The 23,252-nt window shown below is 68.6% G+C and carries 22 protein-coding genes; 13 read left to right on the top strand and 9 right to left on the bottom strand.

All coding sequences use genetic code 11. From position 1 onward, the window contains the following. Positions 1-10 precede the first annotated feature (10 nt). Complete coding sequence (gene typA / locus G6N53_RS25535; protein ID WP_163893801.1) at positions 11-1,912, top strand: translational GTPase TypA; 1,902 nt, start codon at positions 11-13, stop codon at positions 1,910-1,912. Positions 1,913-1,996: 84 nt separating this feature from the next. Beyond that, a complete protein-coding gene (locus G6N53_RS25530) occupies positions 1,997-3,874 on the top strand; it encodes an ABC transporter family substrate-binding protein (protein WP_163896369.1) in 1,878 nt (625 codons plus the stop codon). On the opposite strand, the gene G6N53_RS25525 is transcribed toward G6N53_RS25530, so the two are convergent. Continuing rightward, complete coding sequence (locus G6N53_RS25525; protein WP_163893799.1) at positions 3,858-5,102, bottom strand: chloride channel protein; 1,245 nt, start codon at positions 5,100-5,102, stop codon at positions 3,858-3,860. The two genes, G6N53_RS25530 and G6N53_RS25525, sit on opposite strands and share 17 nt — an antisense overlap. Before the next feature lie 95 nt (positions 5,103-5,197). Then, positions 5,198-6,391, bottom strand: a complete 1,194-nt coding sequence (locus tag G6N53_RS25520; protein WP_163893797.1) for a hypothetical protein — start codon at positions 6,389-6,391, stop codon at positions 5,198-5,200. 203 nt (positions 6,392-6,594) lie between these two features. Here G6N53_RS25520 and mshB point away from each other — a divergent pair, with 203 nt between their 5' ends. Beyond that, the gene (gene mshB / locus G6N53_RS25515; RefSeq protein WP_163893795.1) at positions 6,595-7,446 is read left to right on the top strand and encodes an N-acetyl-1-D-myo-inositol-2-amino-2-deoxy-alpha-D-glucopyranoside deacetylase; all 852 of its coding nucleotides are present in this window, start codon (positions 6,595-6,597) and stop codon (positions 7,444-7,446) included. Here the strand turns inward: mshB and G6N53_RS30350 are convergent. Beyond that, positions 7,443-8,282, bottom strand: coding sequence for a helix-turn-helix domain-containing protein (locus tag G6N53_RS30350; protein WP_163893793.1), 840 nt, complete (start codon positions 8,280-8,282; stop codon positions 7,443-7,445). The two genes, mshB and G6N53_RS30350, sit on opposite strands and share 4 nt — an antisense overlap. A gap of 86 nt (positions 8,283-8,368) precedes the next feature. Here G6N53_RS30350 and G6N53_RS25505 point away from each other — a divergent pair, with 86 nt between their 5' ends. The 3 genes from G6N53_RS25505 to G6N53_RS25495 all read left to right on the top strand — a co-directional run bounded on the left by G6N53_RS25505 (position 8,369) and on the right by G6N53_RS25495 (position 12,060). Then, the gene (locus G6N53_RS25505) at positions 8,369-8,770 is read left to right on the top strand and encodes an SRPBCC family protein (RefSeq protein WP_163893791.1); all 402 of its coding nucleotides are present in this window, start codon (positions 8,369-8,371) and stop codon (positions 8,768-8,770) included. A 128-nt stretch (positions 8,771-8,898) separates the two neighbouring features. After that, the gene (locus G6N53_RS25500; protein WP_163893789.1) at positions 8,899-9,336 is read left to right on the top strand and encodes a hypothetical protein; all 438 of its coding nucleotides are present in this window, start codon (positions 8,899-8,901) and stop codon (positions 9,334-9,336) included. Positions 9,337-9,480: 144 nt separating this feature from the next. Next, a complete protein-coding gene (locus G6N53_RS25495) occupies positions 9,481-12,060 on the top strand; it encodes a bifunctional FO biosynthesis protein CofGH (protein ID WP_163893787.1) in 2,580 nt (859 codons plus the stop codon). A 90-nt stretch (positions 12,061-12,150) separates the two neighbouring features. Here the strand turns inward: G6N53_RS25495 and G6N53_RS25490 are convergent, their stop codons facing one another. Beyond that, positions 12,151-12,444 carry a hypothetical protein gene (locus G6N53_RS25490; RefSeq protein WP_163893785.1) on the bottom strand — a complete coding sequence of 98 codons (294 nt, stop codon included), beginning with the start codon at positions 12,442-12,444 and terminating at the stop codon, positions 12,151-12,153. A 168-nt stretch (positions 12,445-12,612) separates the two neighbouring features. Then, positions 12,613-13,173: an Rv2240c family protein gene (locus G6N53_RS30345; protein ID WP_237166639.1), complete on the bottom strand. Its 561-nt coding sequence runs from the start codon at positions 13,171-13,173 to the stop codon at positions 12,613-12,615. Between the two features lie 185 nt (positions 13,174-13,358). Between G6N53_RS30345 and G6N53_RS25480 the strand changes: the two genes are divergently transcribed. The 4 genes from G6N53_RS25480 to G6N53_RS25465 all read left to right on the top strand — a co-directional run bounded on the left by G6N53_RS25480 (position 13,359) and on the right by G6N53_RS25465 (position 16,329). Then, positions 13,359-14,024: an MspA family porin gene (locus tag G6N53_RS25480; RefSeq protein ID WP_163893783.1), complete on the top strand. Its 666-nt coding sequence runs from the start codon at positions 13,359-13,361 to the stop codon at positions 14,022-14,024. Positions 14,025-14,125: 101 nt separating this feature from the next. Further along, positions 14,126-14,788, top strand: a complete 663-nt coding sequence (locus G6N53_RS25475) for an MspA family porin (protein WP_237166790.1) — start codon at positions 14,126-14,128, stop codon at positions 14,786-14,788. 33 nt (positions 14,789-14,821) lie between these two features. Continuing rightward, a complete protein-coding gene (locus tag G6N53_RS25470) occupies positions 14,822-15,373 on the top strand; it encodes a hypothetical protein (protein ID WP_163893779.1) in 552 nt (183 codons plus the stop codon). A gap of 47 nt (positions 15,374-15,420) precedes the next feature. Continuing rightward, a complete protein-coding gene (locus G6N53_RS25465; protein ID WP_237166638.1) occupies positions 15,421-16,329 on the top strand; it encodes a fumarylacetoacetate hydrolase family protein in 909 nt (302 codons plus the stop codon). 50 nt (positions 16,330-16,379) lie between these two features. Here G6N53_RS25465 and G6N53_RS25460 read toward each other — a convergent pair whose 3' ends face one another. Then, positions 16,380-16,922, bottom strand: coding sequence for a YceI family protein (locus G6N53_RS25460; RefSeq protein WP_163893778.1), 543 nt, complete (start codon positions 16,920-16,922; stop codon positions 16,380-16,382). Positions 16,923-17,016: 94 nt separating this feature from the next. Next, a complete protein-coding gene (yczR, locus tag G6N53_RS25455; protein ID WP_205390461.1) occupies positions 17,017-18,465 on the bottom strand; it encodes a MocR-like transcription factor YczR in 1,449 nt (482 codons plus the stop codon). 60 nt (positions 18,466-18,525) lie between these two features. On the opposite strand from yczR, the gene yczE reads away from it, so the two are divergent. The 3 genes from yczE to G6N53_RS25440 are packed head-to-tail and all read left to right on the top strand — an operon-like array spanning position 18,526 to position 20,366. Further along, the gene (gene yczE / locus G6N53_RS25450; protein ID WP_163893774.1) at positions 18,526-19,206 is read left to right on the top strand and encodes a membrane protein YczE; all 681 of its coding nucleotides are present in this window, start codon (positions 18,526-18,528) and stop codon (positions 19,204-19,206) included. Then, positions 19,203-20,033: an oxygen-binding di-iron domain-containing protein gene (locus tag G6N53_RS25445; RefSeq protein WP_163893772.1), complete on the top strand. Its 831-nt coding sequence runs from the start codon at positions 19,203-19,205 to the stop codon at positions 20,031-20,033. Before yczE ends, G6N53_RS25445 begins: the two co-directional genes overlap by 4 nt. Positions 20,034-20,051: 18 nt before the next feature. Then, positions 20,052-20,366, top strand: a complete 315-nt coding sequence (locus G6N53_RS25440; RefSeq protein WP_163893770.1) for a YdhR family protein — start codon at positions 20,052-20,054, stop codon at positions 20,364-20,366. Between the two features lie 35 nt (positions 20,367-20,401). Here G6N53_RS25440 and G6N53_RS25435 read toward each other — a convergent pair whose 3' ends face one another. Beyond that, on the bottom strand, positions 20,402-22,432 hold the full coding sequence (locus G6N53_RS25435) for an NADPH-dependent 2,4-dienoyl-CoA reductase (RefSeq protein ID WP_163893768.1): 2,031 nt from the start codon (positions 22,430-22,432) through the stop codon (positions 20,402-20,404). Beyond that, on the bottom strand, positions 22,429-22,986 hold the full coding sequence (locus G6N53_RS25430; RefSeq protein ID WP_163893766.1) for a PadR family transcriptional regulator: 558 nt from the start codon (positions 22,984-22,986) through the stop codon (positions 22,429-22,431). The genes G6N53_RS25435 and G6N53_RS25430 overlap by 4 nt, the downstream gene beginning before the upstream one ends. Positions 22,987-23,252: the final 266 nt, after the last annotated feature.

The following is a 23,252-nucleotide window of genomic DNA, read 5'->3' as shown; positions in this document are numbered from 1 at the left end:
AATCACGGACGTGAATGCACGCCCCGATTTCCGCAACGTCGCCATTGTGGCCCACGTCGACCACGGCAAGACAACCCTGGTCGACGCGATGCTGCGCCAATCGGGAGCGTTGAGTCACCGCGGCGACGACGCCATCGAACGTCTGATGGACTCCGGTGACCTGGAGAAGGAAAAGGGCATCACCATCCTGGCGAAGAACACCGCCGTCCACCGGCACCACCCCGACGGCGGGATGACGGTGATCAACGTCATCGACACCCCGGGGCACGCGGACTTCGGCGGCGAGGTGGAGCGCGGCCTGTCGATGGTCGACGGTGTGCTGCTGCTGGTCGACGCGTCGGAGGGGCCGCTGCCCCAGACCCGGTTCGTGCTGCGCAAGGCCCTGTCCGCACACCTGCCGGTGATCCTGGTGGTCAACAAGACCGACCGGCCGGATGCCCGGATCGCCGAGGTGGTCTCCGACAGTCACGACCTGTTGCTCGACGTCGCCTCCGACCTCGACGAGGAGGCCCAGAAGGCCGCCGAGGAGGCGCTCGGGCTGCCCACGCTGTACGCGTCGGGGCGGGCCGGCATCGCCAGCACCACCGAACCCGCCAACGGCGAGAACCCCGACGGTGAGAACCTCGACCCGCTCTTCGACGTGCTGCTCGAGCACATCCCGCCGCCGCAGGGTGACCCGGAGGCCCCACTGCAGGCGCTGGTGACCAACCTCGACGCCTCGGCGTTCCTCGGCAGGCTCGCGCTGATCCGCATCTACAAGGGCCGGATCCGCAAGGGCCAGCAGGTGGCGTGGATGCGCGAGGTGGATGGTCACCCGGTCATCACGAACGCCAAGATCACCGAGTTGCTGGCGACCGAGGGCGTGGAACGGACCAGCACCGCCGAGGCCGTCGCAGGCGACATCGTCGCAGTGGCCGGGATGCCCGAGATCATGATCGGCGATACCCTCGCCGACGTCGACCATGCGCACGCGCTGCCCCGCATCACCGTCGACGAACCGGCGATCTCGGTGACCATCGGCACCAACACCTCGCCGCTCGCCGGGAAGGTCTCCGGGCACAAGCTCACCGCCCGGATGGTCAAGAGCCGCCTCGATCAGGAACTGGTCGGCAACGTGTCGATCAAGGTCGTCGACATCGGCCGTCCGGACGCCTGGGAGGTGCAGGGCCGCGGCGAGCTGGCCTTGGCCGTGCTCGTCGAGCAGATGCGCCGCGAGGGCTTCGAACTCACCGTGGGCAAGCCGCAGGTGGTCACCAGGACCATCGACGGCAAGCTGCATGAGCCGTTCGAGGCCATGACCATCGACTGCCCCGAGGAGTTCGTCGGCGCCATCACCCAGCTGATGGCCGCCCGCAAGGGCCGGATGGAAGAGATGACCAACCACGCCGCCGGATGGGTGCGGATGGACTTCATCGTGCCCAGCCGCGGACTGATCGGGTTCCGGACCGACTTCCTGACACTGACCCGCGGCACAGGCATCGCCAACGCGGTCTTCGATGGCTACCGGCCGTGGGCCGGGGAGATCCGGGCCCGCCACACCGGCTCCCTGGTCTCCGACCGGTCCGGTTCGGTGACGCCGTTCGCGATGATCCAGCTGTCCGACCGTGGCCAGTTCTTCGTCGAACCCGGCGACGACACCTACGAGGGCCAGGTCGTCGGGATCAACCCGCGGGCCGAGGATCTCGACGTCAACGTCACCCGCGAGAAGAAGCTCACCAACATGCGGTCCTCCACCGCCGACGTGATGGAGACGCTGGCCCGGCCCCTCGAGCTGGGCCTCGAGCAGGCGATGGAGTTCTGCGCCGAGGACGAATGCGTCGAGGTGACGCCCGAGATCGTCCGAGTGCGCAAAGCCGAACTCGACGCGACCACCCGGGGGCGGGCCCGTTCACGCGCCAAAGCGCGCAACTGACGGATGGATACGCTGTAGGACGTGCCGACGACTCCACGACGCGTCAGCGCCGTCCGTTGGTCGGCACTGGCCGGCGCACTGCTGATGACGCTGGCCCTGGTCACCGGTTGTACGGTCAGCCCGCCACCGGCGCCGCAGAGCACCGACACCACCGAGGTGACGCCGCCGCCGCCGATGAAGGCGACGCAGATCATCATGGCGATCGATTCGATCGGGCCCGGGTTCAACCCGCACCTGCTGTCCGACCAATCCCCGGTGAACGCGGCGATCAGTTCGCTGGTCCTGCCGAGTTCGTTCCGGCCGATCCCGGACGCCCGCACGCCGACCGGCTCGCGCTGGGAACTGGACACCTCGCTGCTGGAGTCGGCGGAGGTCACCAGTGAAGATCCGTTCACGGTGACCTACTGGATCCGTCCCGAAGCGCAGTGGACCGACAACGCTCCGATCGGGGCGGACGACTTCTGGTACCTGTGGCGCCAGATGGTCGGTCAGCCCGGGACCGTGGACCCGGCCGGCTACGACCTGATCACCGGCGTGCAGTCGCTGGACGGCGGCAAGACCGCGGTGGTGACGTTCTCGCAGCCCTACCCGGCGTGGCGGGAGTTGTTCAACAACATCCTGCCCGCCCACATCGTCAAGGACGTGCCTGGCGGTTTCGCGTCCGGACTGACCCAGGCGATGCCGGTCACCGGGGGCCAGTTCCGGGTGGACACCATCGATCCGCAACGCGACGAGATCCTGCTGGCCCGCAACGACCGCTACTGGGGACAGCCCGCCGCACCCGACCTGATCCTGTTCCGTCGCGGCGGGGCGCCCGCCGCCCTGGCCGATTCGATCCGCAATGGCGACACCCAGGTCGCCCAGGTGCACGGCGGCGCAGTGGCTTTCGCCCAGCTGTCGGCGATCCCCGATGTGCGGACTGCACGGATCGTCACCCCGCGCGTTCTGCAGCTCACGTTGCGTGCGCAGGATCCCGATCTCGAGGACGCCCGAGTCCGCCGGGCCGTTCTCGGCCTGCTCGACGTCGACCTGCTGGCCGCGGTCGGTGCCGGCGACGACAACTCGGTCACGCTGGCGCAGGCTCAGGTCCGCTCGCCGTCGGACCCCGGGTATGTTCCCACGGCACCACCGGCGATGACGCGGGAGGCGGCGATGACGCTGCTCGCTGAGGCCGGCTACCAGATCGATCCGGTTTCGACGACCAGCCCGGCCCCGCCCACCCCGACCCTGCCCGAGAGCAACCGGGGCCACCTCGCCAAGGACGGCGAGCCGCTCACGTTGGTGCTCGGGGTCTCCGACAACGACCCGACGTCGATCGCCGTCGCCAACACCGCCGCCGACCAGCTGCGCAACGTCGGCATCGCGGCTTCGGTCTCCGCCCTGGATCCGGTGGTGCTCTACGGCGACGCACTTGTCAACAACCGGGTCGACGCGGTGGTCGGCTGGCGCCAGGCCGGCGGCGACCTGGCGACCGCACTGGCATCGCGTTACGGCTGCCCCGCGTTGGAGGCGACGCCGATCCCGGCGCAGCCGGTGAGCACGCCGTCACCATCGCCGCCCGCCCAGCCGTCTCCATCGCCGCCCGCCCAGCCGTCTCCATCGCCGTCCGCCCAGCCGTCCCCGTCGCGACCGGCGCCGCGGTCGCCCGCAACCACCACCACTGCACCGCCGACGTCGGAGCCCGACAGCGACGAGCTCGTCCAGGCGCCGAGCAACATCAGCGGCATCTGCGACGGCACCATCCAGCCGCAGATCGACGCCGCGCTGCGCGGCACCGCCGACGTCGGCGACGTGATCGACGCGGTCGAGCCGCGGCTGTGGGACATGTGGACGGTGTTGCCGATCATCCAGGACACCACGATCGTCGCGGCGGGTCCGAGGCTGCAGAACGTCAGCCTCACCGGCGCGGTGCCGGTCGGCATCGTCGGCGACGCCGGCAACTGGGTCAAGCTGCCCCAGTGACCCCGGCGGCCCGGCGTCGCTGACGCAGCTCCGCGATGCCGTATGCCGTGTAGGCGGCGATGGCGAACACCGCCAGCAGCCACAGCGGGGGACGGGCGAGTTCCCAGACGAACAGCGCCGCGAACAGCGGCGAGCGTTGGGTGATCGCCAGCACGCCCGCCGCGCAGCTCAGTGACAGCGCCGCCATGTGCAGGTCTGTGCCGGCCCACTGGTTGAGGCCCAGCGCGACCAGTGACCCTGCGGCCGCGCCCGTCGCCAGGGCGGGCGTGAGCAGCCCGCCCACCGCCCCCGCTCGCAGGAAGCATGCGGTCAGCAGCGGTTTCAACAGCAGGATGGCCGCGGCCGAGCCGAGCGTCAGCCCGCTGTTCGTGCTGACCTCGAGAATGCTGCGGCCGTTGCCGGGCAGCTCCGGCAGCCAGATCGAGCAGATGCCGGTCAGCAGCCCGGCCCCGGCGATGGCCGGGATCAACGTCGCCGACTGCGGCAGCACCCTGGGTTTGGCGGCCGACAACATCCGATCGAAGGCCAGACCCACGACGACCGACAGCGGCGCCAGCGCCAACGCCAGGAACCCGAACAGGTAGGACAGTTCGGCTTCGGGCCACACCAGGGCGTGCTCGAGGTGGGTGACGGGCGCGGCCACCGCCACCGCCAGGCTCGACGTGATCAGCGCGGTGCCCCACACCCGCGGATGCCAGGAGCCCAGCAGGATGCGGGCAGCGAACACCGCACCCCCCAGCGGCACGCTGTACACCGCACCCAGGCCGGCGCCGGCGGCACACGCCAGCAGGATCTCGCGGTCGCGGGCGGTCAGCGCCCACCGGGAGGTGCCCAGATCACCCCACGCGGCGGCCAGTTGCCGCGGGGCGCCCTCGCGGCCCAGGGACGCCCCCGACCCGACCAGCAGCACCTGAAGGCCGGCGTCGATCGACATCGCCAGCCGGGGGATCGGGCGGTGTTCGGCGATGGTCGCCGACAGTGCCGGGACCTCGCAGCGGCGCCGCAGAAGCCACCACCCACATCCGGCCAACGCGCCGCCGACCATCGGACCCAGCACGCGACGGACGGGTTCGCTGTTCTCCACCCCGGTCAGCAAGGTGCCGAAGGAGTAGCGATAGGTCAGATGCTCGACCGCGTGCAGCAGCAGCGTCGTCGCCGCTCCGGCGACCCCGGCGAGCAGGCCGATGACGACGACCGCGCAGCCGAACTCAACGGTGCGCCGCGTCACCGCCCGAATGTATGCCAGTGCCGCCGTCCGCGGAGGGTGATGAGCCGCGAGCGACCGACGATGCGGTCGCTCTGTCCGACGGAAGGACGGCTGAGCTAGTCGCTGTCCTTGTCGGAATCCGAGCGGTCGGTGTCCGCCTGTGCTGACCGGCCCTTGCCGTCGCGCTTGTCGCGCTTCTCGCCTTTGTCAGCATCCTGGTCCGGGTCGGAATCGCCGTGCGACGAGGCGTCGTTGTCGCCGCCGGTATCGCCGTGCGACGAGGCGTCGTTGTCGCCGCCGGTATCGCCTGACCGCTTGTCGTCGGTCGCCTCGTCGATGTTCTGGGCGCTGATGTCGTCAGTGCTCGCAGTGTCTGTTTCGGTGGGCTCCGCTGTGCCGTTGGCGGTATCGCCTGGGTCCAGGTCACCGCTCACGTCGACCTCTGTGACGGTCTCGGTGACGGAGCTGTCGGTGCTTGCTGCTTCATCCGCAAGAGAGCGAGCGCCCTCGTCGACGGTGTCTTCCTCGTCAGCAGTGGGCGACGTGGTGAAGCCAGTTTCAACCGACTGATTCATCGGCGGTCTCGGCAGGTCGACCGGAGTCGGCGGCAACAGGTCGAACGCATTCAACTCGTCGATTGTCAGCCATAGGCCGGCGGCGAGAAGGTCGTTCCCGAGGTCCTCCACGTTGGAGAAGAAGCTGCCCTCACCCCGGAGCCAATCGGTGCCATTGAAGAGGACGCTCTTCACGACGGCTTCGCCGAACGTATAGAGGATGGTGCCTTGAGCTGCGAGAAAGTTGGGGACGCCGAGTTGTGTCAGCCCCTCCTCGACCGCCTCGACCAGAGCGCGGATCGGAGTTTCCACCGCGTTGTAGGTGTTGTCGATCGCGTCAGCGAGCCCCCCGAGTAGGGGGTTGGCCGGCAGTGTGAGCATCTCGGGTGTCGGTGCGTCGGAGCCCGAAATCGCTGTCTCCCGGGCGCCGGCGCCCGGCGCGGGGAGCGTTGGAGCAGGCGTCGGTACCGGTGGCGCCATGGCGTCCAGCAATGGGATGGGTGGTAGCGCCAGGAGCTTGGGGGCTGAGGTGTCGCGGGCCGGCACGGGTGACGTGTCGGCGGTTGGTGTCGTGCGCTGCTGTACGGCGGCCAGCAACTCGACCATTTCCCTGGTCGAGCTCGCCGTATTGGTGGGCTGGTGCTCCGGCACCTCGACGTCGGCAGGTGGGGCCATGACGGAGGCGACGGAGATCGCACCGGCACCGATTGCCGCGATACCTACGGACTTGTACGAACGACTGGTTCGGGATTCCACAGCGACTCGCTCCCCTTTGCGACAGACTTTGCTAGCAAACGTCGAGATACTCATCGAAACTCACCAGCCGAGCTGTGTCAATGGGTTGTTCGGGCGCGTCGCAGGTATTTTTCGCGGAGCGTGGTGGGCTCCCAGGAACGCTGCTTCGGCAGCTGTGGACCCGCCACCCCCCGCGGAGCGTGAAGAGTTGGCAAGCTGGTCGGATGGAGACCGCGCGGCTGCTCTTTGTCCATGCCCATCCCGACGACGAGACCCTGACCACGGGCGCGACCATCGCGCACTACGTGGCCCGTGGCGCGCAGGTGCAGGTGCTCACGTGCACGCTCGGCGAGGAGGGGGAGGTGATCGGCGAGCAGTGGGCGCAACTCGCCGTCGACTGCGCCGACCAGTTGGGCGGCTACCGGATCGGTGAGCTGACGGCGGCGCTGACCGCGCTCGGGGTGGACCGCCCGCGTTTCCTCGGCGGGCCCGGGCGCTGGCGCGACTCAGGCATGGAAGGCACTCCGAAGCGGCACCAGGAACGGTTCGTCGACGGTGATCTCGGCGAACAGGCGGCCGCGATGGCCGCGGTGATCGACGGCCTCCGTCCGCACGTCGTCGTCACCTATGACCCGGACGGCGGCTACGGGCACCCCGACCACGTGCACGTGCACCGGGTGACGACGGCGGCGCTCGAGGCGGCCGACTGGCAGGTGCCGAAGGTGTACTGGACGGTGATGTCGACGTCGGCGATGACCGCCGGGTTGGAGGCGCTCACCGATGTGCCGGAGGAGTGGACGCGGGTCACCGGCGCCGACCTTCCCTTCGGCTTCGCCGACAACGCGATCGATGCGGCGCTGGACGTCAGTGCGCACCTGCCGGCGAAGGTCGCGGCGCTGCGCGCGCATCAGACTCAGGTGAGCGTGTCCGCGGACGGCAGGGCCGGCGCACTGTCGAACAGCATCGCGCTGCCGATCGACGGGTGGGAGTACTACGTCCTGGCCGCAGGTGCGCCCGGGCAACGGGACGATCGTGGCTGGGAGTCCGACTTGCTGGCCGGGCTGAAGCTGGGTTAGCGGGGAGGGGACCGTGGCCGGTGCGGGCGCTCGTTGCCCAGCATTCTGCGAACCGCCGCCGGTGGGTATCCGACATGCTCACGCATCGTGCGGGTCAGGTGGGCCTGATCGGCGAAACCGAGCTGTGCAGCCAGATCGGCGAGCGTCGCGTCGCCGCGGCGCAGCCGGTCGAGGGCCCAGCCCACCCGCACCCGATTGCGATATCTGGTCAGTGATACGCCCAGCTCCCGTGGGAAGGCTCGGCTCAACCGATACGGGGACGCACCCAACAGCGCCGCCAGGGCGAACAGGCCGTGTGCTGCCGGGTGACCATCGTGGATGGCGGCACGGGCCCGATGCACCAGTCGCTGGTCGGCGGGTGTGGGTCGGTCCGTCACCGGCATCCGACGGTCGGCTGTGGGGCAAAGCGCCGCCGCCATCAGATGGACCAACCGCTCGGCCAGCAGGCCATCGGCATCGGCCGGCCCGGCCGCCAGCAGCATGCGATGCCCGAGTTCGACTCTCGCGTCGACGTAGAACGTGCCGTGGAAGATGTTCCCGGGATCGCCGACCAGCGCCCGCCAGCAGTCCCCGGCCAGCTGGAGCGAGGTACACGCATCGCCCCCATGCGGATGCGCGAACACCTCCTCTTCGCCGGGTGCACCCAGATATCCGACTGTCGGGTCGAGATCGACCTGACCGCTGAGGCTGCGTCGCCGGAAGCGCCCGGCGCGAACCAGCACCAGCCGCGCATCCACCGGCCGCTCAGGGGCAGACCAGCCCGTGTCACCGCCGCGGCAAGTCCAAGCATGCAGGCTGAACTCCGGGCGCGTCACCAGGGTCACCGCAGTCGGCACGGCTCGACACTAGCCGCTCTCTCCGACACCTCGGTTGCGCAAAAATGTTCAAGACCCGTCGCGGGTTGCGGGCGCAGGCTGCATGCATGGCTTCGATTCACACCGAGTTCCTGATCGATGTTGACGCTGCACGGGCGTGGCGAGTGGTCGGCGACTGGGCAGCCGGCCCGGCCGCCATGGCGCCGGGTTATGTCGTGTCATCGCAGGCGGAGGGCGACGTCCGGGTGGTGACCTTCGCCAACGGCACCATCGCCCGCGAACGGCTGGTCGCTCGCGATGACGCTGCGCGTCGCATCGTGTATTCGGTCATCGGCGACTCACTGCGGCCAGATCACGACAACGCGGTCATGCAGGTCATTCCGGACGGCGCCGACCGTTGCAGGTTGGTGTGGTCTCGTGACGTGCTGCCCGACGAACTGGCCGATCCGCTACGCGAAGCGATGCATGAGGCCGGCGCCGTGATCACGCGCACCGTCGGTTTGTGTTAGCCGCGGGTCAGTCGGCGCGATGACCGGGTAAGCTGCCCGAAACCGATCGGTCGCACGGAGGGGAAGCGCATGGACCCGGACCTGGATCCCAACCTGCAGCACTGGCAGGACCGCCTCGACAGCTTCCAGTGGGTCGTGGGTTCGCTCGTCTCCGTGCTCGACAGCATCCCGACCTGACAGCGACGTCCACGCCGGCCTCGGGCCGGCTCCGTCTCGCGATGCTGGTCCTGATCGGCGCCGACGGGGTGTTCTCCGCACTGATGGCGGTCTTCTTCCTGCCCCTGCGAATCGGCCCGGTGCCGCTGCCGGTCAGTGCGCTGCTCAGCGGTGTACTCAACGCGTTGTTGGTGTGGGCGGCGCTGCAGTGGACGCCGAGTCCCCGGCTGGCGGCGCTGCCGCTGTGGACGTGGCTGCTGACCGTGCTGGTGTTCACCTTCGGCGGTCCGGGCGACGACATCGTCTTCGGCGGCACCGGGATCATGGAGTTCGCCCCGCTGCTGCTGATCGCGTTGGGAGCGCTGCCCGGCGCCTGGGTGCTGGTGCGGCACTCGACGCCCGCGGGCTGATCCGGGCACCCGATCGACGGGGCGGACCCCGGCGCCGTCGTCGGATGACTACTGTGACGTCTATGTCAGGGGCATGTCGCGCGCACTCGGTTTCAGATAGTGAGACGCGCGGATGATCCGCGACGACTCCGGAGTTACAGGGAAGTGGCTCTGAACACCCAACGCGGCGCCGACCTGCCCATCCCCGCTGTTCCGCCGAAGGCGGGTGCAGCGAGTCCGGCCGCTATGAGGCGGGTGCTGCGGCGCGCGCGCGACGGGGTGGCGCTCAACGTCGACGAGGCCGCGGTAGCGCTGACGGCGCGTGGCGACGATCTGGCCGACCTGTGCGCCAGCGCCGCGCGGGTGCGCGACGCCGGACTGGAAGCCGCGGGCCGGCGAGGCCCGACAGGCCGGCTGCCCATCAGCTACTCGCGCAAGGTGTTCATCCCCGTCACTCACCTGTGCCGCGACACCTGCCACTACTGCACCTTCGTCACCGTCCCCGGCCGGCTGCGGGCAGCGGGCAAAGGCATGTACATGGAGCCCGACGAGATTCTCGACGTCGCTCGTCGTGGCGCCGAATTGGGTTGCAAAGAAGCGTTGTTCACCCTCGGCGACCGCCCGGAAGAGCGGTGGGACGAGGCGCGTCAATGGCTCGACGAGCGGGGTTACGACTCAACTTTGGACTATGTGCGGGCGATGGCGATCCGGGTGCTCGAGGAGACCGGTCTGCTGCCGCACCTCAACCCGGGCGTGATGAGCTGGACGGAACTGTCTCGGCTCAAACCGGTCGCACCGTCGATGGGGATGATGCTCGAGACGACGTCGCGGCGGCTGTTCGAGACGCGCGGGGAAGCTCACTACGGCAGCCCGGACAAAGATCCCGAGGTGCGGTTGCGGACGCTCGACGACGCCGGCCGGTTGTCGATTCCCTTCACCACCGGGCTGCTGGTGGGCATCGGTGAGACGTTGCGCGAGCGCGCCGAGACCATCCACGCCATCCGCCGGTCACACAAGTCGTTCGGGCACGTCCAGGAAGTGATCGTGCAGAACTTCCGCGCCAAGGAGCACACCGCGATGGCGGCAACGCCCGATGCGGAGATCGACGAGTTCCTGGCCACGCTGGCGGTCAGCCGGCTGGTGATGGGTCCCAAGGTGCGCATCCAGGCCCCGCCGAACCTGGTGTCGCGGGCCGATTGTCTGGCGCTTCTCGGGGCAGGTGTGGATGACTGGGGAGGGGTGTCGCCGTTGACGCCCGACCACGTCAACCCCGAGCGTCCCTGGCCCGCGCTCGACGAGCTCGCAGCGGTGACGGCCGAAGCGGGCTACGACCTGGTGCAGCGGCTGACGGCGCAGCCGCAGTACGTGCAGGCCCGCGCCGGCTGGATCGACCCCCGGGTGCAGGGGCACGTCGACGCCCTCGCCGACCCCGAGACCGGCTACGCCCTCGATGTCAATCCGGTGGGCCGCCCCTGGCAGGAGCCCGACGAAGCGACCGAGTCATTGGGTCGCACCGACCTGCACGCCGCGATCGATGCCGAGGGCAGGCTGACCGAGACCCGCAGTGATCTCGGCAGCGCGTTCGGTGACTGGGAGTCCATCCGGGAGAAGGTGCACGAGCTGGCCACCCGCGCTCCCGAGCGAGTCGACACCGACGTGCTCGCCGCGCTGCGCTCGGCCGAGCGCGATCCCGCCGGTTGCACCGACGACGAGTACCTCGCGCTGGCCACCGCGGATGGTCCTGCGATGGATGCCGTTGCGGCGCTGGCTGATTCGTTGCGCCGCGACGCGGTCGGGGACGACGTCACGTTCGTCGTCAACCGCAACATCAACTTCACCAACATCTGCTACACAGGCTGCCGGTTCTGCGCGTTCGCCCAGCGCAAGGGGGACGCCGACGCGTTCTCGCTGTCGACCGACGAGGTCGCCCAGCGGGCGTGGGAGGCGCACGCCGCCGGGGCCACCGAGGTGTGCATGCAGGGTGGTATCGACCCCGAGTTACCCGTCACCGGGTATGCCGACCTGGTTCGTGCAGTCAAGGCGCGGGTGCCGTCGATGCATGTGCACGCATTCAGCCCGATGGAGATCACCAACGGTGTCGCCAAAAGCGGTGTGAGCATTCGTGATTGGCTCACCGAACTGCGGGAGGCCGGGCTGGACAGCATTCCCGGGACGGCAGCGGAGATCCTCGACGACGAGGTGCGGTGGGTGCTGACCAAGGGCAAGCTGCCCACCTCGATGTGGATCGAGGTGGTCACGACGGCACACGAAGTCGGGCTGCGGTCGAGTTCGACGATGATGTACGGCCACGTCGACGCGCCGCGCCACTGGGTCGGGCACCTGCGAGTGCTGCGCGAGATCCAGGACCGCACCGGAGGTTTCACCGAGTTCGTGCCACTGCCGTTCGTGCATCAGTCCTCGCCGCTGTACCTGGCGGGCGGGGCGCGCCCCGGGCCGACGCACCGGGACAACCGCGCAGTGCATGCGCTGGCGCGAATCATGTTGCACGGCAGGATCTCCAACATCCAGACCAGCTGGGTGAAGCTCGGCGTCGAGCGCACCCAGGTGATGCTCAACGGCGGGGCCAACGACCTCGGCGGCACCTTGATGGAGGAGACCATCTCGCGGATGGCCGGCTCGGAGTTCGGCTCGTACAAGAGCATCGAGGACCTGATCGGCATCGCGGCCGGCATCGGCCGTCCCGCCCGGCAGCGCACCACCACCTACACCCCGCTGGCCGCCTGACCTCCCCGTTCCGCGACCGCGCGGGTCTGCACGCCGCCGCGCCGCGACCGGCGGGCATTTCTGTCGCGCTCGCGGCCGGCGGTGCCGGCCTCAAGGAACCGTGGTGCCGCCGGCATGGGCGGGTTGCTCGCCGGGCGTGCCGTAGACGTCCTGCTCGACCCATTGCTGGTTGAGGCCAGGGGCAACATCTACACCGACGGGCGCCGGCCCCGGCAAGCAGGCGAGCGTCGAGGGATCCTGGTGTTCGCCCGGCGGGCACGTGGCCATCGGCGTGTCAGTCGGTTCGGCGCCGATTGACGCGGCCACCGCCGGCCCGATGGCGGCGGCGATGGCAAAGCCACCGAACACGATGACCCGACGAACTTTGACACCAGGCGTCGTCATGGTCGCTCCTCGATGTGCGTTGATGCCGTGCGGGCCAGTCTATGCAACCTGGACAGTGCCGGTAGCACGTTGGACCAACCCATCCGGTTCTTTCCCGGTGGTCCGGGTTCTTTGCGACGGGGCGACGGGGCGACACGCGTGCGGGCTTTCGCCGTCCGGGTGCGCGAGCTATCGACGCGGGCCCCTTGCCGGTAGTGCGCCGGCGTTGGCGCAGGCCATCTGGGTGATCTCCGCCTCCTTGTCGAGTTCGGCTGCCGTGTTGTCGAGGGTGTCGCCGTCAGCGCGAAGCCCCATGGCCAGCACCAGCTTCCCGGCGTGCCATGACCACGATCGCATCGGATTGGCGATGTTCGGCGGCAGGCCGGGTGTCGACGCCGCGCTCAGCGCTTCACCGGCTGCTTTCCGCAACGCGGTTCGCCCATCCAGGTTTTCGCTGCGGACGGCCGGATCTTGGTAGTCGACATACGCGCCATTGCCGGCAATCGAGTAGGCGAAGTTGTTGTAGTAGACGGAGGCGACCCGCAGCGCCGCGGTGAACTGTCGGCAGGCCGCGCTGACCGACTCCGCGGGGTCGCCCTCAACAGGTACGCCGACCGCTGCCGGCCCGGGAGCCGGCGGCTCCGCCTCGCCTGGATCGGCGGAAGCGTTCGTGGTGCTGCCGCCCAGGCCGATACCGAACGCGATCAGCCCCGCGGCCAGAAGTCGCCCGACGACACCCGGAGCGGCCATGACCCGAATCCTCGACCCACTTCGAAAACCTGTCAATAGGCTCACTGGGCCTTCCGCGCGTTCGCCGCGCACAGTGCCGGTGACCAGTTTGCGAACCGCGCAGGAAGGTTTGGTCGTCCGCTCGCCGCCGGGGACCGCCCCGACTACAGTTCTGCGAGATGTGTCCGCGAAAGGCGAACCACCGCATGTCGAAGAGTTTCACCGCCTTTGCGGTTGCTGGCTGGTTGATGACCGTCGGGTCGGCGCAACTCGCGTGGGCGGAACCACTGCCCGAGCCGCCGGTGCAACCGGTCGCCGATGTCGGCCCGCCCCCGCCACCCGGCGTCGTGGCATCGGGCGCCCCGGGAGTCTTGGACACTCCCGACGGCTGGCGTGTCGAGGTGTCTGCACGTGACGAGTCACAGCTGCCCGTTGCGCCGCTGACGACGGCGATCTCGTCGCGTGAATACCTGGTCGGTGGCACCTTCGTCGGGAAGGTCACGGGCTCCGGCACGACGGAGCTGACCGGCGGAACGCTTGTTGCCGGGTACCAGATCGGCTGTGGGGTCCTGGCGGATGAAATCGCGATCGAGCCCAGCGCCGGCCTAGCCGTGGTACTTCCGATACCAGACTTCGACGGCCAGTTCGGCATCGACGGAAGTATCGACCTGCTGCCGGGCCAGATCTCGGTGGTCGACATCGCCGACAAGAAGTTTGAGGGCGACGAAGCCCGGGTCACCATCACCGGTCTGCGCGTCAACTTCGATCGATGTGTCGGTCAGTCGTTCATCCGGTCCCGTGCGACCCTGGCCGTCTCGACCGAGGACACCGAGGATGTCATCACTTATCTCGGTGTCACCAAGATCGTCTGACCGCCGCGGGGCTTTGCGACATGTCACCACGACGAATGAGGAGTCAGGCAGTGCCGCAGTTCCGCCGAGTGACAACTTGTGTGAGGTTTCTCGACCGGCCGATATTGCTTCGTCTCGCCGTTCTGGCCGCTGTGTGTCTGCTGCCAGTGCTGGGGACGGCACCGCTCGCATCGGGGGAACCGCTGCCGCCCGGCCCGGGGGTCGCGCCACCGGATACCGGGGCTGTCGCGTCCGAGCCCGCCAGCGTCGTGACGACCCCGGACGGCTGGATCTTGACGGTCACCGCGACCGACGAGACTCAGTTGCCGGTGGCACCTCTGACGACTGCCGTCTCGTCCCGTGAATACCTGGCGGCCGGCACATTCACCGGGACCGTCACGGGTTCGGGTGGCACCGAGCTGGATGGCGGAACGCTGGTCGTCGGGTATCAGATCGGCTGCGGTATAACCCTGGACAAGGTCACCCTCGGCGGCGGCCTGAGCTCCGGCGGCTTCGACCTTTTCCCGCTGCCCGACTCACTCGAATTCGACGTTGGGATCGGCGGCTCGATCGAAGTCGATCTCCTGCCCGGCATGGTCCAGGAGGTACAGGTTGTTCAGAAGGAGTTCAGCGGCACCACAACGCGCGTCACCCTCAAGGATGTCCACATCACGATCGACGGCTGTGTCGGTCAGTCATTCCTGCGGTCCTACGCAATACTGACGAGCTCCACCACGGACACCGACGACATCATCGCCTACTACGGCGTCACCAAAGCCGTCTGAGGACCGGATACGAAGATGGTCGGCCAAGACCGCATGACGACGGACGTGATGGCGAGCATCGCGGTAGCCGTACTGCTGGCTGTGGTCGGCTCATCGACAACTGCGGCCGCGCAACCTCTTCCGTCACTGCCCGATCCGGCGGTTCCGGCGCCCCCGGTGGTTTCGGGTCCGTCAGCACCGCTGCTCGGAGGGCTGTCGGAGCAGCGTGGATCACTACTGCCCGGGTTACCCGCCGACCCGAGTCAGTACCTGCTCGGCCAGAATCCGGTGCCGGCGGCGCCGGGGGGGCCGCCCGGCACGCCGCCGGACCTCGAGGCCTTCAACAATGCCCACTTGTTGCCGCAGAACCTGGCGCCCTCGGCACCCGGCGAGGGCACAATATTCGACGGCGTGCCGGGGGCAGAGAACACCGACCTATCCAGAATCGATGTTGCGAGGCGGTTGTGGCACCTCTATGAGGGCGGATACCTCAGGGGCAGCTTTCTCGGCCAGATGCCACAGGATCAGCTCGGTGAACCGCTGCCTGGAACGGCGCCACCTCCCGGTGCCAGCCTTCCGCCGGGACCCACTCCTCCGCTGCCATAGCGCCACAACGATTTCCGGAGTAGTGCCGGGACTGGTAGGACGTAGATGTGAAGTTTCGACGCACGCTCGCCGACGGCAGGCTGACCCTGCAGTCGATGACGCCGGACGGCTCCTGGGCTCCCGCGCAGGATCAGGCTGTTCTCGGCGGGACGGTCTTCGACTCCGCTTGGGAACTCGCCACCGCCCAACGGCATGTCGACCTGTCCGGCAACGTGCTGCCGTTCCAGCCGGCGTCCTTTCGTGACTTCATGCTCTACGAGCAGCATGCCGTCGACGCGGCACGCGGACTGGTCCGCCGGTTCCACCCCGCCCAGGCCCGGGCGGCGACGCTCGTCGAAAGGCTGACCCGCAAACCATTTCCACTGTTCAAGCCCAAAGGACTGTTCTACCGGCAGCCGATCTACTACATGTCCAACCACCTCAGCTTCATCCCCAGCGGTGCCCCGGTGGCGATTCCCTCGTATTCGTCGGCGTTGGACTTCGAGCTGGAACTCGGCTTCGTGCTGATGGCGCCGCTGTACAACGCGACCCCGCAGGAGGCACTCGACGCGGTCGGCGCATTCGTCGTCGTCAACGACTTCAGCGCCCGCGATGTCCAGCGCAGCGAGATGGCCACCGGGCTGGGGCCGCAGAAGTCCAAACACTTCGCGTCCTCGATGTCGGTGGTGGCGGTCTCCGCCGACGAGATCGTGCCCAGGCTGGATGCGCTCAGTGGTTCGGTCAGCGTCAACGGCTCCACGGTCGGCACGGTGTTCAGCCGGGGGATGCAGTGGTCGATCGGTGAGGTGCTCGCGCACGCCTCGCGTAGCGAACATCTCTATCCGGGAGAACTGTTCGCGACCGGCACCCTGCCGGGTGGCAGCGGTATGGAGACGGGTCGGTGGTTACAGCCGGGAGACCGGCTCACGCTGGTCATCGACCAGATCGGGGAGATCAGTCATTCGATCACCGAGTAGTGCCGGCGAAGACCACCGCGAGGGGACCGCGGTGGCCTTCCGTGCCGGCTTCAGGCCTGCTTGAGAGCCTCGATCTCGAGCGTGATCGTCACCTTGTCGCCGACGACCGCGCCTCCGGTCTCCAACGGGATATCGATGTCGATACCGAAGTCCTTGCGGTTCAGGACAACCGACGCCTCGAACCCGGCAACCTCGCCGTGACCCATGCCGGGGTTGACCCCGTTGAACTCCAGATCCAGCGAGATCGGCCGAGTGACACCTTTGAGGGTGAAATCACCGTCGAGGACGTAGTGGTCGCCGTCGGCCCGCACGCCGGTGGACGTGAACGTCGCCACCGGGTAGGTCTCGGCATCGAAGAAGTCTGCGGACCGCACATGCGCATCGCGCTGCTCGTTGCGGGTGTTGACCGAGTCGACGGCGATCTCGGCGTGCACCGAGGGCGTGCCGTCCGGCGCCACGGTGATCGTGCCGCTGAACGTGTCGAACTGCCCTCGGACCTTGCTCACCATCAGGTGGCGTACCGAGAAGCCGACGGTCGAGTGGACGGGGTCGATGGCCCAGGTTCCGGTGGACAACTGTGTGGCGGTGGTCATGTGGTGTCTCTTTTCGTCGTGTGGCGCCGGCGGGTCCGACAGATACCCCACAACAAACGGACTGCGGTCCGAATACATTCCCGTGCGATCCCGCTCAGGCGATCAAGGTGCGCGCGGCGTCGGTGCTGCTGCGCGCACCCGCCGCGTCGGGCCACACTTGCGCCATCAGCCCGACGGCCCTGACGAGTTCCTCGGCGGGTTTGGCGAACGGGATCCGGACCCACGAATCCGAGCCTCCCTCGACGGTGAACACCGGTCCCGGCGCGACCTGGACGCCGTGGCGTTCCAGTTCGACAGCAAGGCGCGTGGCGCTTCCGCCGGGAAGCCGGACCCAGAGACTCACCCCGCCTTCCGGAAGCCTGAAACGCCACCCGGGCAGTTGCCGGCGTACCGCGTCGGCGAGCGCATCACGCCGTTGCCGCAGTTCCTCACGGCGCCGGGGGAGGATTCCGTCGGTGGCCATCAGCTCGCTGACGACCAGTTGATCGAGCACTGAGGTGCCCAGGTCGGAGCGCACCCGGGCGGCGACGATCCGGTCGACCAGCGGCCGAGGCGCCCGGATCCAGCCGACCCGCAGCCCACCCCAGTACGCCTTCGACGCACTGCCGATCGTGATGGCGGTGGGCTCGAACGCGGCGAACGGAGCCGGCATCCGGCCGTCGATGAAGCTGAGGGGCTGCAGCGTCTCATCGACGATCGCGGTGGCGCGCGCCCGGCGCAGCGCTGCGGCATAGCGATCCCGGTCCGCGTCGCTCATCAGGAAACCCGTCGGATTCTGGAAGTCCGGGATGAGGTAGGCCAGCCGGGGCGAGGTCTGCCGCAATGCGGCGTCGATTCCTTCGAGGTCCCAGCCCTCGCTGTCGAGCGGATCCGGCAGCGGTGAGCTCACCAGGCGGGCCCCGCCCTGCCGCAACGCCTCGACGGCGTTGGAGTACACCGGTGACTCGACCATCACCCGGTCGCCGGGCCGCGACAGCGCTCGTGCCACGGTCGCGATCGCCGCCAACGCGCCGGAGGTGACCACGATCTGCTCAGGGTAGGTGGGCAGTCCGCGGTCGGTGAAGGAGTCGGCAACCCTGGCCTGCAGATCGGGCAGGCCCGACGGCAGGTAGCCGTCACCGACGAGGTAGGACGGCAACGCCTGCAGTGCTCGTTCGTAGGCGGCCATGGTCCCGGGCGTGGCCCCGCCGGCGGCGATGCTCAGGTCGACCGAACCTGCGGCGGGCGCAGGCATCCCGAGGGGGCGCCGCGCCCGGTCGTGAACCTTGCGCCGATCGACCGGTACCGCGGCATAGGTTCCCGACCCCTGTTTGGCGACGGCGAACCCGCTGGCCACCAGGTCGGCATAGGCGCGGGTGACGGTCGTGCGCGACACGCCGAGCGGAGCTGTCACGGTGCGCTCGCTGGGAAGCCGGGTGCCGATCGGGATGCGACCGTCGCCGATCAGCTCCTGCAGCACGTCGCTCAGCCCGCGGTACGCCGGAGCGCGATCGAAGTCGCCGACCAGACGAGCAAGCCGTTCCGGCCCCAGCGCAGTGTTCACGAGGCCATTATGAGCCAATTGGATATGTAAACCAAGGCCAATTGTCGGCATTCTCGTCGCATGTCCACAACCAATACTGAGGCAAAGCTGGCCAATCTCGGTCCGGTGGCCCAGCTGACCGCGGGCCGCCTGCCGGAACGCCTGGCCCGCCTGGTGATCGGTCTCTGGCTGTACGGCCTGTCGATCGCGCTGATGATCGAGGGTGCGGTGGGTGCCGCACCCTGGGATGTCTTCCATGCCGGCGTCGCGCTGCACGCTCCGCTCAGCCTCGGGGCGATCATCGTCCTCACCGCACTCGGGGTGTTGGCGGCATGGATCCCGCTGCGCCAGATGCCGGGACTCGGCACCGTCCTCAACACCGCGTTGCTGGGCCCGTTCGCCGACCTCAGCCTGGCCCTGCTGCCGACACCGGACGGCATCGTGATGCGCTACGGCTACGCGCTGTCCGGCGTTGTGGTCTGCGCCTTCGCCACTGCGCTGTACGTCGGGGCGCAGCTCGGGCCGGGGCCGCGCGACGGCCTGATGACCGGGCTGGCCCGCCGGGCGGGCTGGCCGATCCGCCGCGTCCGCACCGGGATCGAGGTCTCGGTGCTGGCGTCGGGCTTCCTGCTCGGAGGCACCGTGGGTCTGGGAACAGTGGTGTTCGCATTGGGCGTCGGCCCGCTGACGCAGTTCTTCCTCCGGTATCTGGTCGTGCATGTCGCCGACCCGAATTCATCTCTGCCAAGGAGCGACTCATGAACCAACCACATGTCGGCAGCCCGTTCGCCGCGTCATCCGGGGTGGACGTGATCCCGACCTACTGGCCGGTCCCCGGCATGGGTGTCATCCCGATGAACGCCTTCCTGCTGCATTCCGCGGAGCCGGTTCTGGTCGACACCGGCACGGGCGTACTCGCGCCGGATTTTGTCGACGCCCTCGCCGACTGCGTGAAACTGCCGGATCTGAAATGGATCTGGCTGACCCACGAGGACCGCGACCACACCGGCGCACTGGAGCGACTTCTCGAGTTGGCGCCCAAGGCAACAGTTCTCGGAACGTTCCTGACCTTCGGGCGGGCCGCACCCGACGGCGCCGTGCCGTTCGACAGAACCCGCATCGTCAACCCCGGCGACGACGTCCACGTCGACGACCGGGTGCTGCGGGCCGTTCGGCCTCCGCTCTACGACAGCCCCGGGACGCTGGGTTTCCTCGACCGATCGACCGGCGCATATTTCAGCTCGGACTGCTTCGGTGCGCCACTTCCCGCAGACCTGGTCGCAGGACCGGACACCGACCACATCGATCCGGACGTGCTGCGGTCCGCGCAGGTGGCCTGGGCCGGCACCGACAGCCCCTGGGTCGCCCACGCCGACGGTGACAAGCTGCGCGACCAGATCGAAGCCGTTCGCCGGCTCGCTCCTTCCGTGCTGCTCTCGTCGCACCTGCCTCCGGTCCGGCGCGGCATCGACCACACCCTGGACTCGGTGCCGGCCGCCAGTGAGGCCGAGCCGGTTCCGGCGCCGACTCATGACCAGATCGCCTCGCTGCTCGACGCATTCGGCGTCGACGCCCACCCCATCGACTGACAGCATCCGAGGAGCAACATGTACGTGCGGATCGTCACCTTCGCTCTGGCCGATCTCTCGCCCGAGGATTACACCGCCCATGCCGAGCAGATCGCCGGGGCCTTCACCGCCTGGCCCGGGCTGCTGAGCAAGGTCTGGCTCGCCGACCCCGCCACGAACACCTACGGCGGCGTGTACGTCTTCGAATCACGCGACGCCGCGCAGGCAAGCCGCGAGACCGCGGTGTTCGCCGGCCTGCTCGACAGCCCACACTTCACGGAGCTGTCCATCCGTGAGTTCGACGTGCTCGACGGTCCGACGGCCGTGACCGGCGGCGCACTGACCGGGAGATAGTGCATCAGCTGAGCGCGCTGGCGGGACGAGGCGGGTTACAGGCGGGCGGCGAGCTCGGTGCCCTGACGGATCGCGCGCTTGGCGTCCAGCTCGGCCGCCACGGCGGCACCGCCGATGACGTGCGGGGTGATGCCGCGTTCCCGCAGGCCGTCCTCGAGATCACGCACCGACTCCTGTCCCGCGCAGATCACCACGTTCTCGACCTCGAGCAGCCGCGGATCGGAACGGTCCGGCCCGAAGCTGATGTGCAACCCGCCGTCGTCGATGCGCTCGTAGTTCACCCCGCAGAGCTGCTCGACGCCCTTGGCCCGCAACGACGCCCGGTGCACCCAGCCGGTGGTCTTGCCCAGCCCGCGGCCCTGCGGACCCTTCGTGCGCTGCAGCAGGTAGACCCGCCGCGTCGCGGCCGCGGGCAACGGCGTGGTCAGCGAACCCTGGACTCGGGGGGCTTCGTGCGGAGGCAACGCACCCCACTCGGCCCGCCACTGCTTGAGGTCGAGCGTGGGGGAGTGGTCTGTGGTGAGGAACTCGGTGACGTCGAAGCCGATGCCGCCCGCACCCACCACCGCGACCCTCTCGCCGACCGGTTCCCCGGCGAGAGCGTCGGCGTAGGACAGCACCATCGGATGGTTGATACCGGGGATGTCGGGCACCCGGGGCACCACGCCGGTGGCCAGCACCACCTCGTCGTAGCCCAACAGCAGATCGAGGCCCGCGTGGGTGCCCAGCCGTACCGCGACGCCGTGCTTGTCCAGCACCCTGGTGAAGTAGCGGAGGGTCTCGCCGAACTCCTCCTTACCGGGAATCCTTCGGGCCAAGTCGAACTGGCCGCCGATCACCGGCCGGGAGTCGAATAGCGTGACCCGGTGCCCACGCTGGGCCGCGGTGACAGCGGCGGCCAGACCGGCGGGCCCGGCGCCTACGACGGCGATGGAACGGGTGTGCCGGGTCGGGCCCAACATCAGCGTGGTCTCGTGGCCCGCGCGCGGATTGAGCAGGCACGACACCGTCTTGTGGACGAACGCGTGGTCCAGGCAGGCCTGGTTGCACGCGATGCAGGTGTTGATCTCGTCGGCGGCGCCGGCATCGGCTTTGCGGACCCAGTCCGGGTCGGCCAGAAACGGCCGGGCCATCGAGATCAGACTGACGTCTGTCTCGGCCAGCACCTGCTCGGCCGACTGCGGCATGTTGATCCGGTTGGACGCCATCACCGGGATGTCGACGAATTCGGCCAGCGCGCTGCTGATCTCGACGAATGCACTGTTGGGCACCGAGGTGACGATCGTCGGGACGCGCGCTTCGTGCCAGCCGATTCCGGTGTTGAGGATCGTCGCCCCGGCCGCCTCCACTTCGGCTGCCAGCGCCGCGATCTCGTCCCAGCTCTGCCCCTCTTCGACATAGTCGGCCATCGACAGCCGGTAGCAGATGATGAAGTCGGAGCCGACGGCCGCGCGGGTGCGCCGGACGACTTCGACGGGCATCCGGCGGCGCTTCTCGGGGGTGCCGCCCCAGTCGTCGGTGCGCTTGTTGGTGCGCGGCGCCAGGAACTGGTTGAGCAGGTAACCTTCGCTGCCCATGATCTCGACACCGTCGTAGCCGGCCTTTCGGGCCAGCACCGCACTGCGCACGAAGTCGTCGATGGTCTTCTCGACGTTGCGCAGCCTACGCGGCCGAAACGGGTTGTTGGGGGCCTTGATAGGTGATGCACTGACCGAAAACGGGTGGTACGCATAACGACCCGCATGCAGGAGCTGCAGCAGGATCTTGGTGTCGGCGGCGTGTACCGCCGCGGTGATCCGTCGGTGCCTGCGGGCATCCGCTGCCGACACCATCTGGGCGGCGAACGGCAGCAGCCACCCGGTGCGATTCGGGGCGTAGCCGCCGGTGATGATCAGGCCGACGCCCCCGCGGGCGCGTTCGGCGAAATACTCTGCGAGTCGGTCGGTGTCACGCGCACGGTCCTCGAGGCCTGTGTGCATCGACCCCATCACCACCCGGTTGCGCAGCGTGGTGAATCCGAGGTCCAACGGCGACATCAGGTGGGGGTAGGGCGAGGTACCGCTCATCGGATTCGGTCCAACGCCGGCACCACTTCGTCGAGCCAACCGAGGGCGCTCTCCTCGGCGCGGATACCGCCACGCAACACCAGATACTGATGTAGATCGGCGCCGGTGACGGAGCGGGGGTCCGGGAACTGGGTCTTCTCGAATCCCCGGTAGGCCTCCAGCAGTTCCGCGCGTTCGGAGCGCAGCGACATCGCCTGGGAACGTATCGCGTCGATGTCACCGTAGGCCGCGCCGCGGATCTTCACCGCAAGGTCACGTGTCCGGCTGTCGGCGACCGAACCGCCACGGCCCACCAGGGGCGCGGAGATCCAGCGCGCCAGTTCGGCGCGACCGCTGTCACTCACCGTGTAGACCTTCTTGTCGGGCCGGCCGTGCTGGGCCACCTCGGCGACGTGCACCCAGCCGTCGTCCACCATCGAGCGCAGCGTGCGGTAGATCTGCTGGTGGGTGGCGGCCCAGAAGTACCCGATCGACCGGTCGAAGCGTCGGGCCAGCTCGTACCCCGAACTCGACTGCTCGCAGAGCGAGACCAGGATCGCATGGGGAAGGGCCACCGGCGCAGCGTAGCGATCCTCGCCGCGCCTATGCAACTAGTTGCACTGCATCGACGTGCATAGCCGTGGCGCACTAGGCGACTTGTATGTGCGACGTTTAGTATCAGTAACCACGCGCAACCCTTGAGACGGGTTGCGCGTGGAAGTTAGGGCACACTGAGACACGCGTCCAACTATCGGCAGGGATACTTGCTGAGGCTGGCCGAGGTCGATAGCTGAGCCCCGCCTAGACAGCAGCCCACTGGTAGGTAGTAGCTGGAGAGAAC

It is taken from the genome of Mycolicibacterium hippocampi (assembly GCF_010723735.1).
GTDB lineage: Bacteria > Actinomycetota > Actinomycetes > Mycobacteriales > Mycobacteriaceae > Mycobacterium > Mycobacterium hippocampi.
This window is presented reverse-complemented; position numbering and strand designations above follow the sequence as displayed.

Bases quoted from the DNA above. Each gene is read 5' to 3' on its own strand.
- mshB (WP_163893795.1), top strand. From the start codon at position 6,595: ATGGAGACCGCGCGGCTGCTCTTTGTCCATGCCCATCCCGACGACGAG.
- G6N53_RS25435 (WP_163893768.1), bottom strand. From the start codon at position 22,432: ATGAGCGGTACCTCGCCCTACCCCCACCTGATGTCGCCGTTGGACCTC.
- G6N53_RS25505 (WP_163893791.1), top strand. From the start codon at position 8,369: ATGGCTTCGATTCACACCGAGTTCCTGATCGATGTTGACGCTGCACGG.
- G6N53_RS25530 (WP_163896369.1), top strand. From the start codon at position 1,997: ATGACGCTGGCCCTGGTCACCGGTTGTACGGTCAGCCCGCCACCGGCG.
- G6N53_RS30345 (WP_237166639.1), bottom strand. From the start codon at position 13,173: ATGGCCGCTCCGGGTGTCGTCGGGCGACTTCTGGCCGCGGGGCTGATC.
- G6N53_RS25445 (WP_163893772.1), top strand. From the start codon at position 19,203: ATGAACCAACCACATGTCGGCAGCCCGTTCGCCGCGTCATCCGGGGTG.
- G6N53_RS25440 (WP_163893770.1), top strand. From the start codon at position 20,052: ATGTACGTGCGGATCGTCACCTTCGCTCTGGCCGATCTCTCGCCCGAG.
- G6N53_RS25490 (WP_163893785.1), bottom strand. From the start codon at position 12,444: ATGACGACGCCTGGTGTCAAAGTTCGTCGGGTCATCGTGTTCGGTGGC.
- G6N53_RS25460 (WP_163893778.1), bottom strand. From the start codon at position 16,922: ATGACCACCGCCACACAGTTGTCCACCGGAACCTGGGCCATCGACCCC.
- G6N53_RS25480 (WP_163893783.1), top strand. From the start codon at position 13,359: ATGTCGAAGAGTTTCACCGCCTTTGCGGTTGCTGGCTGGTTGATGACC.
- G6N53_RS25470 (WP_163893779.1), top strand. From the start codon at position 14,822: ATGACGACGGACGTGATGGCGAGCATCGCGGTAGCCGTACTGCTGGCT.
- yczE (WP_163893774.1), top strand. From the start codon at position 18,526: ATGTCCACAACCAATACTGAGGCAAAGCTGGCCAATCTCGGTCCGGTG.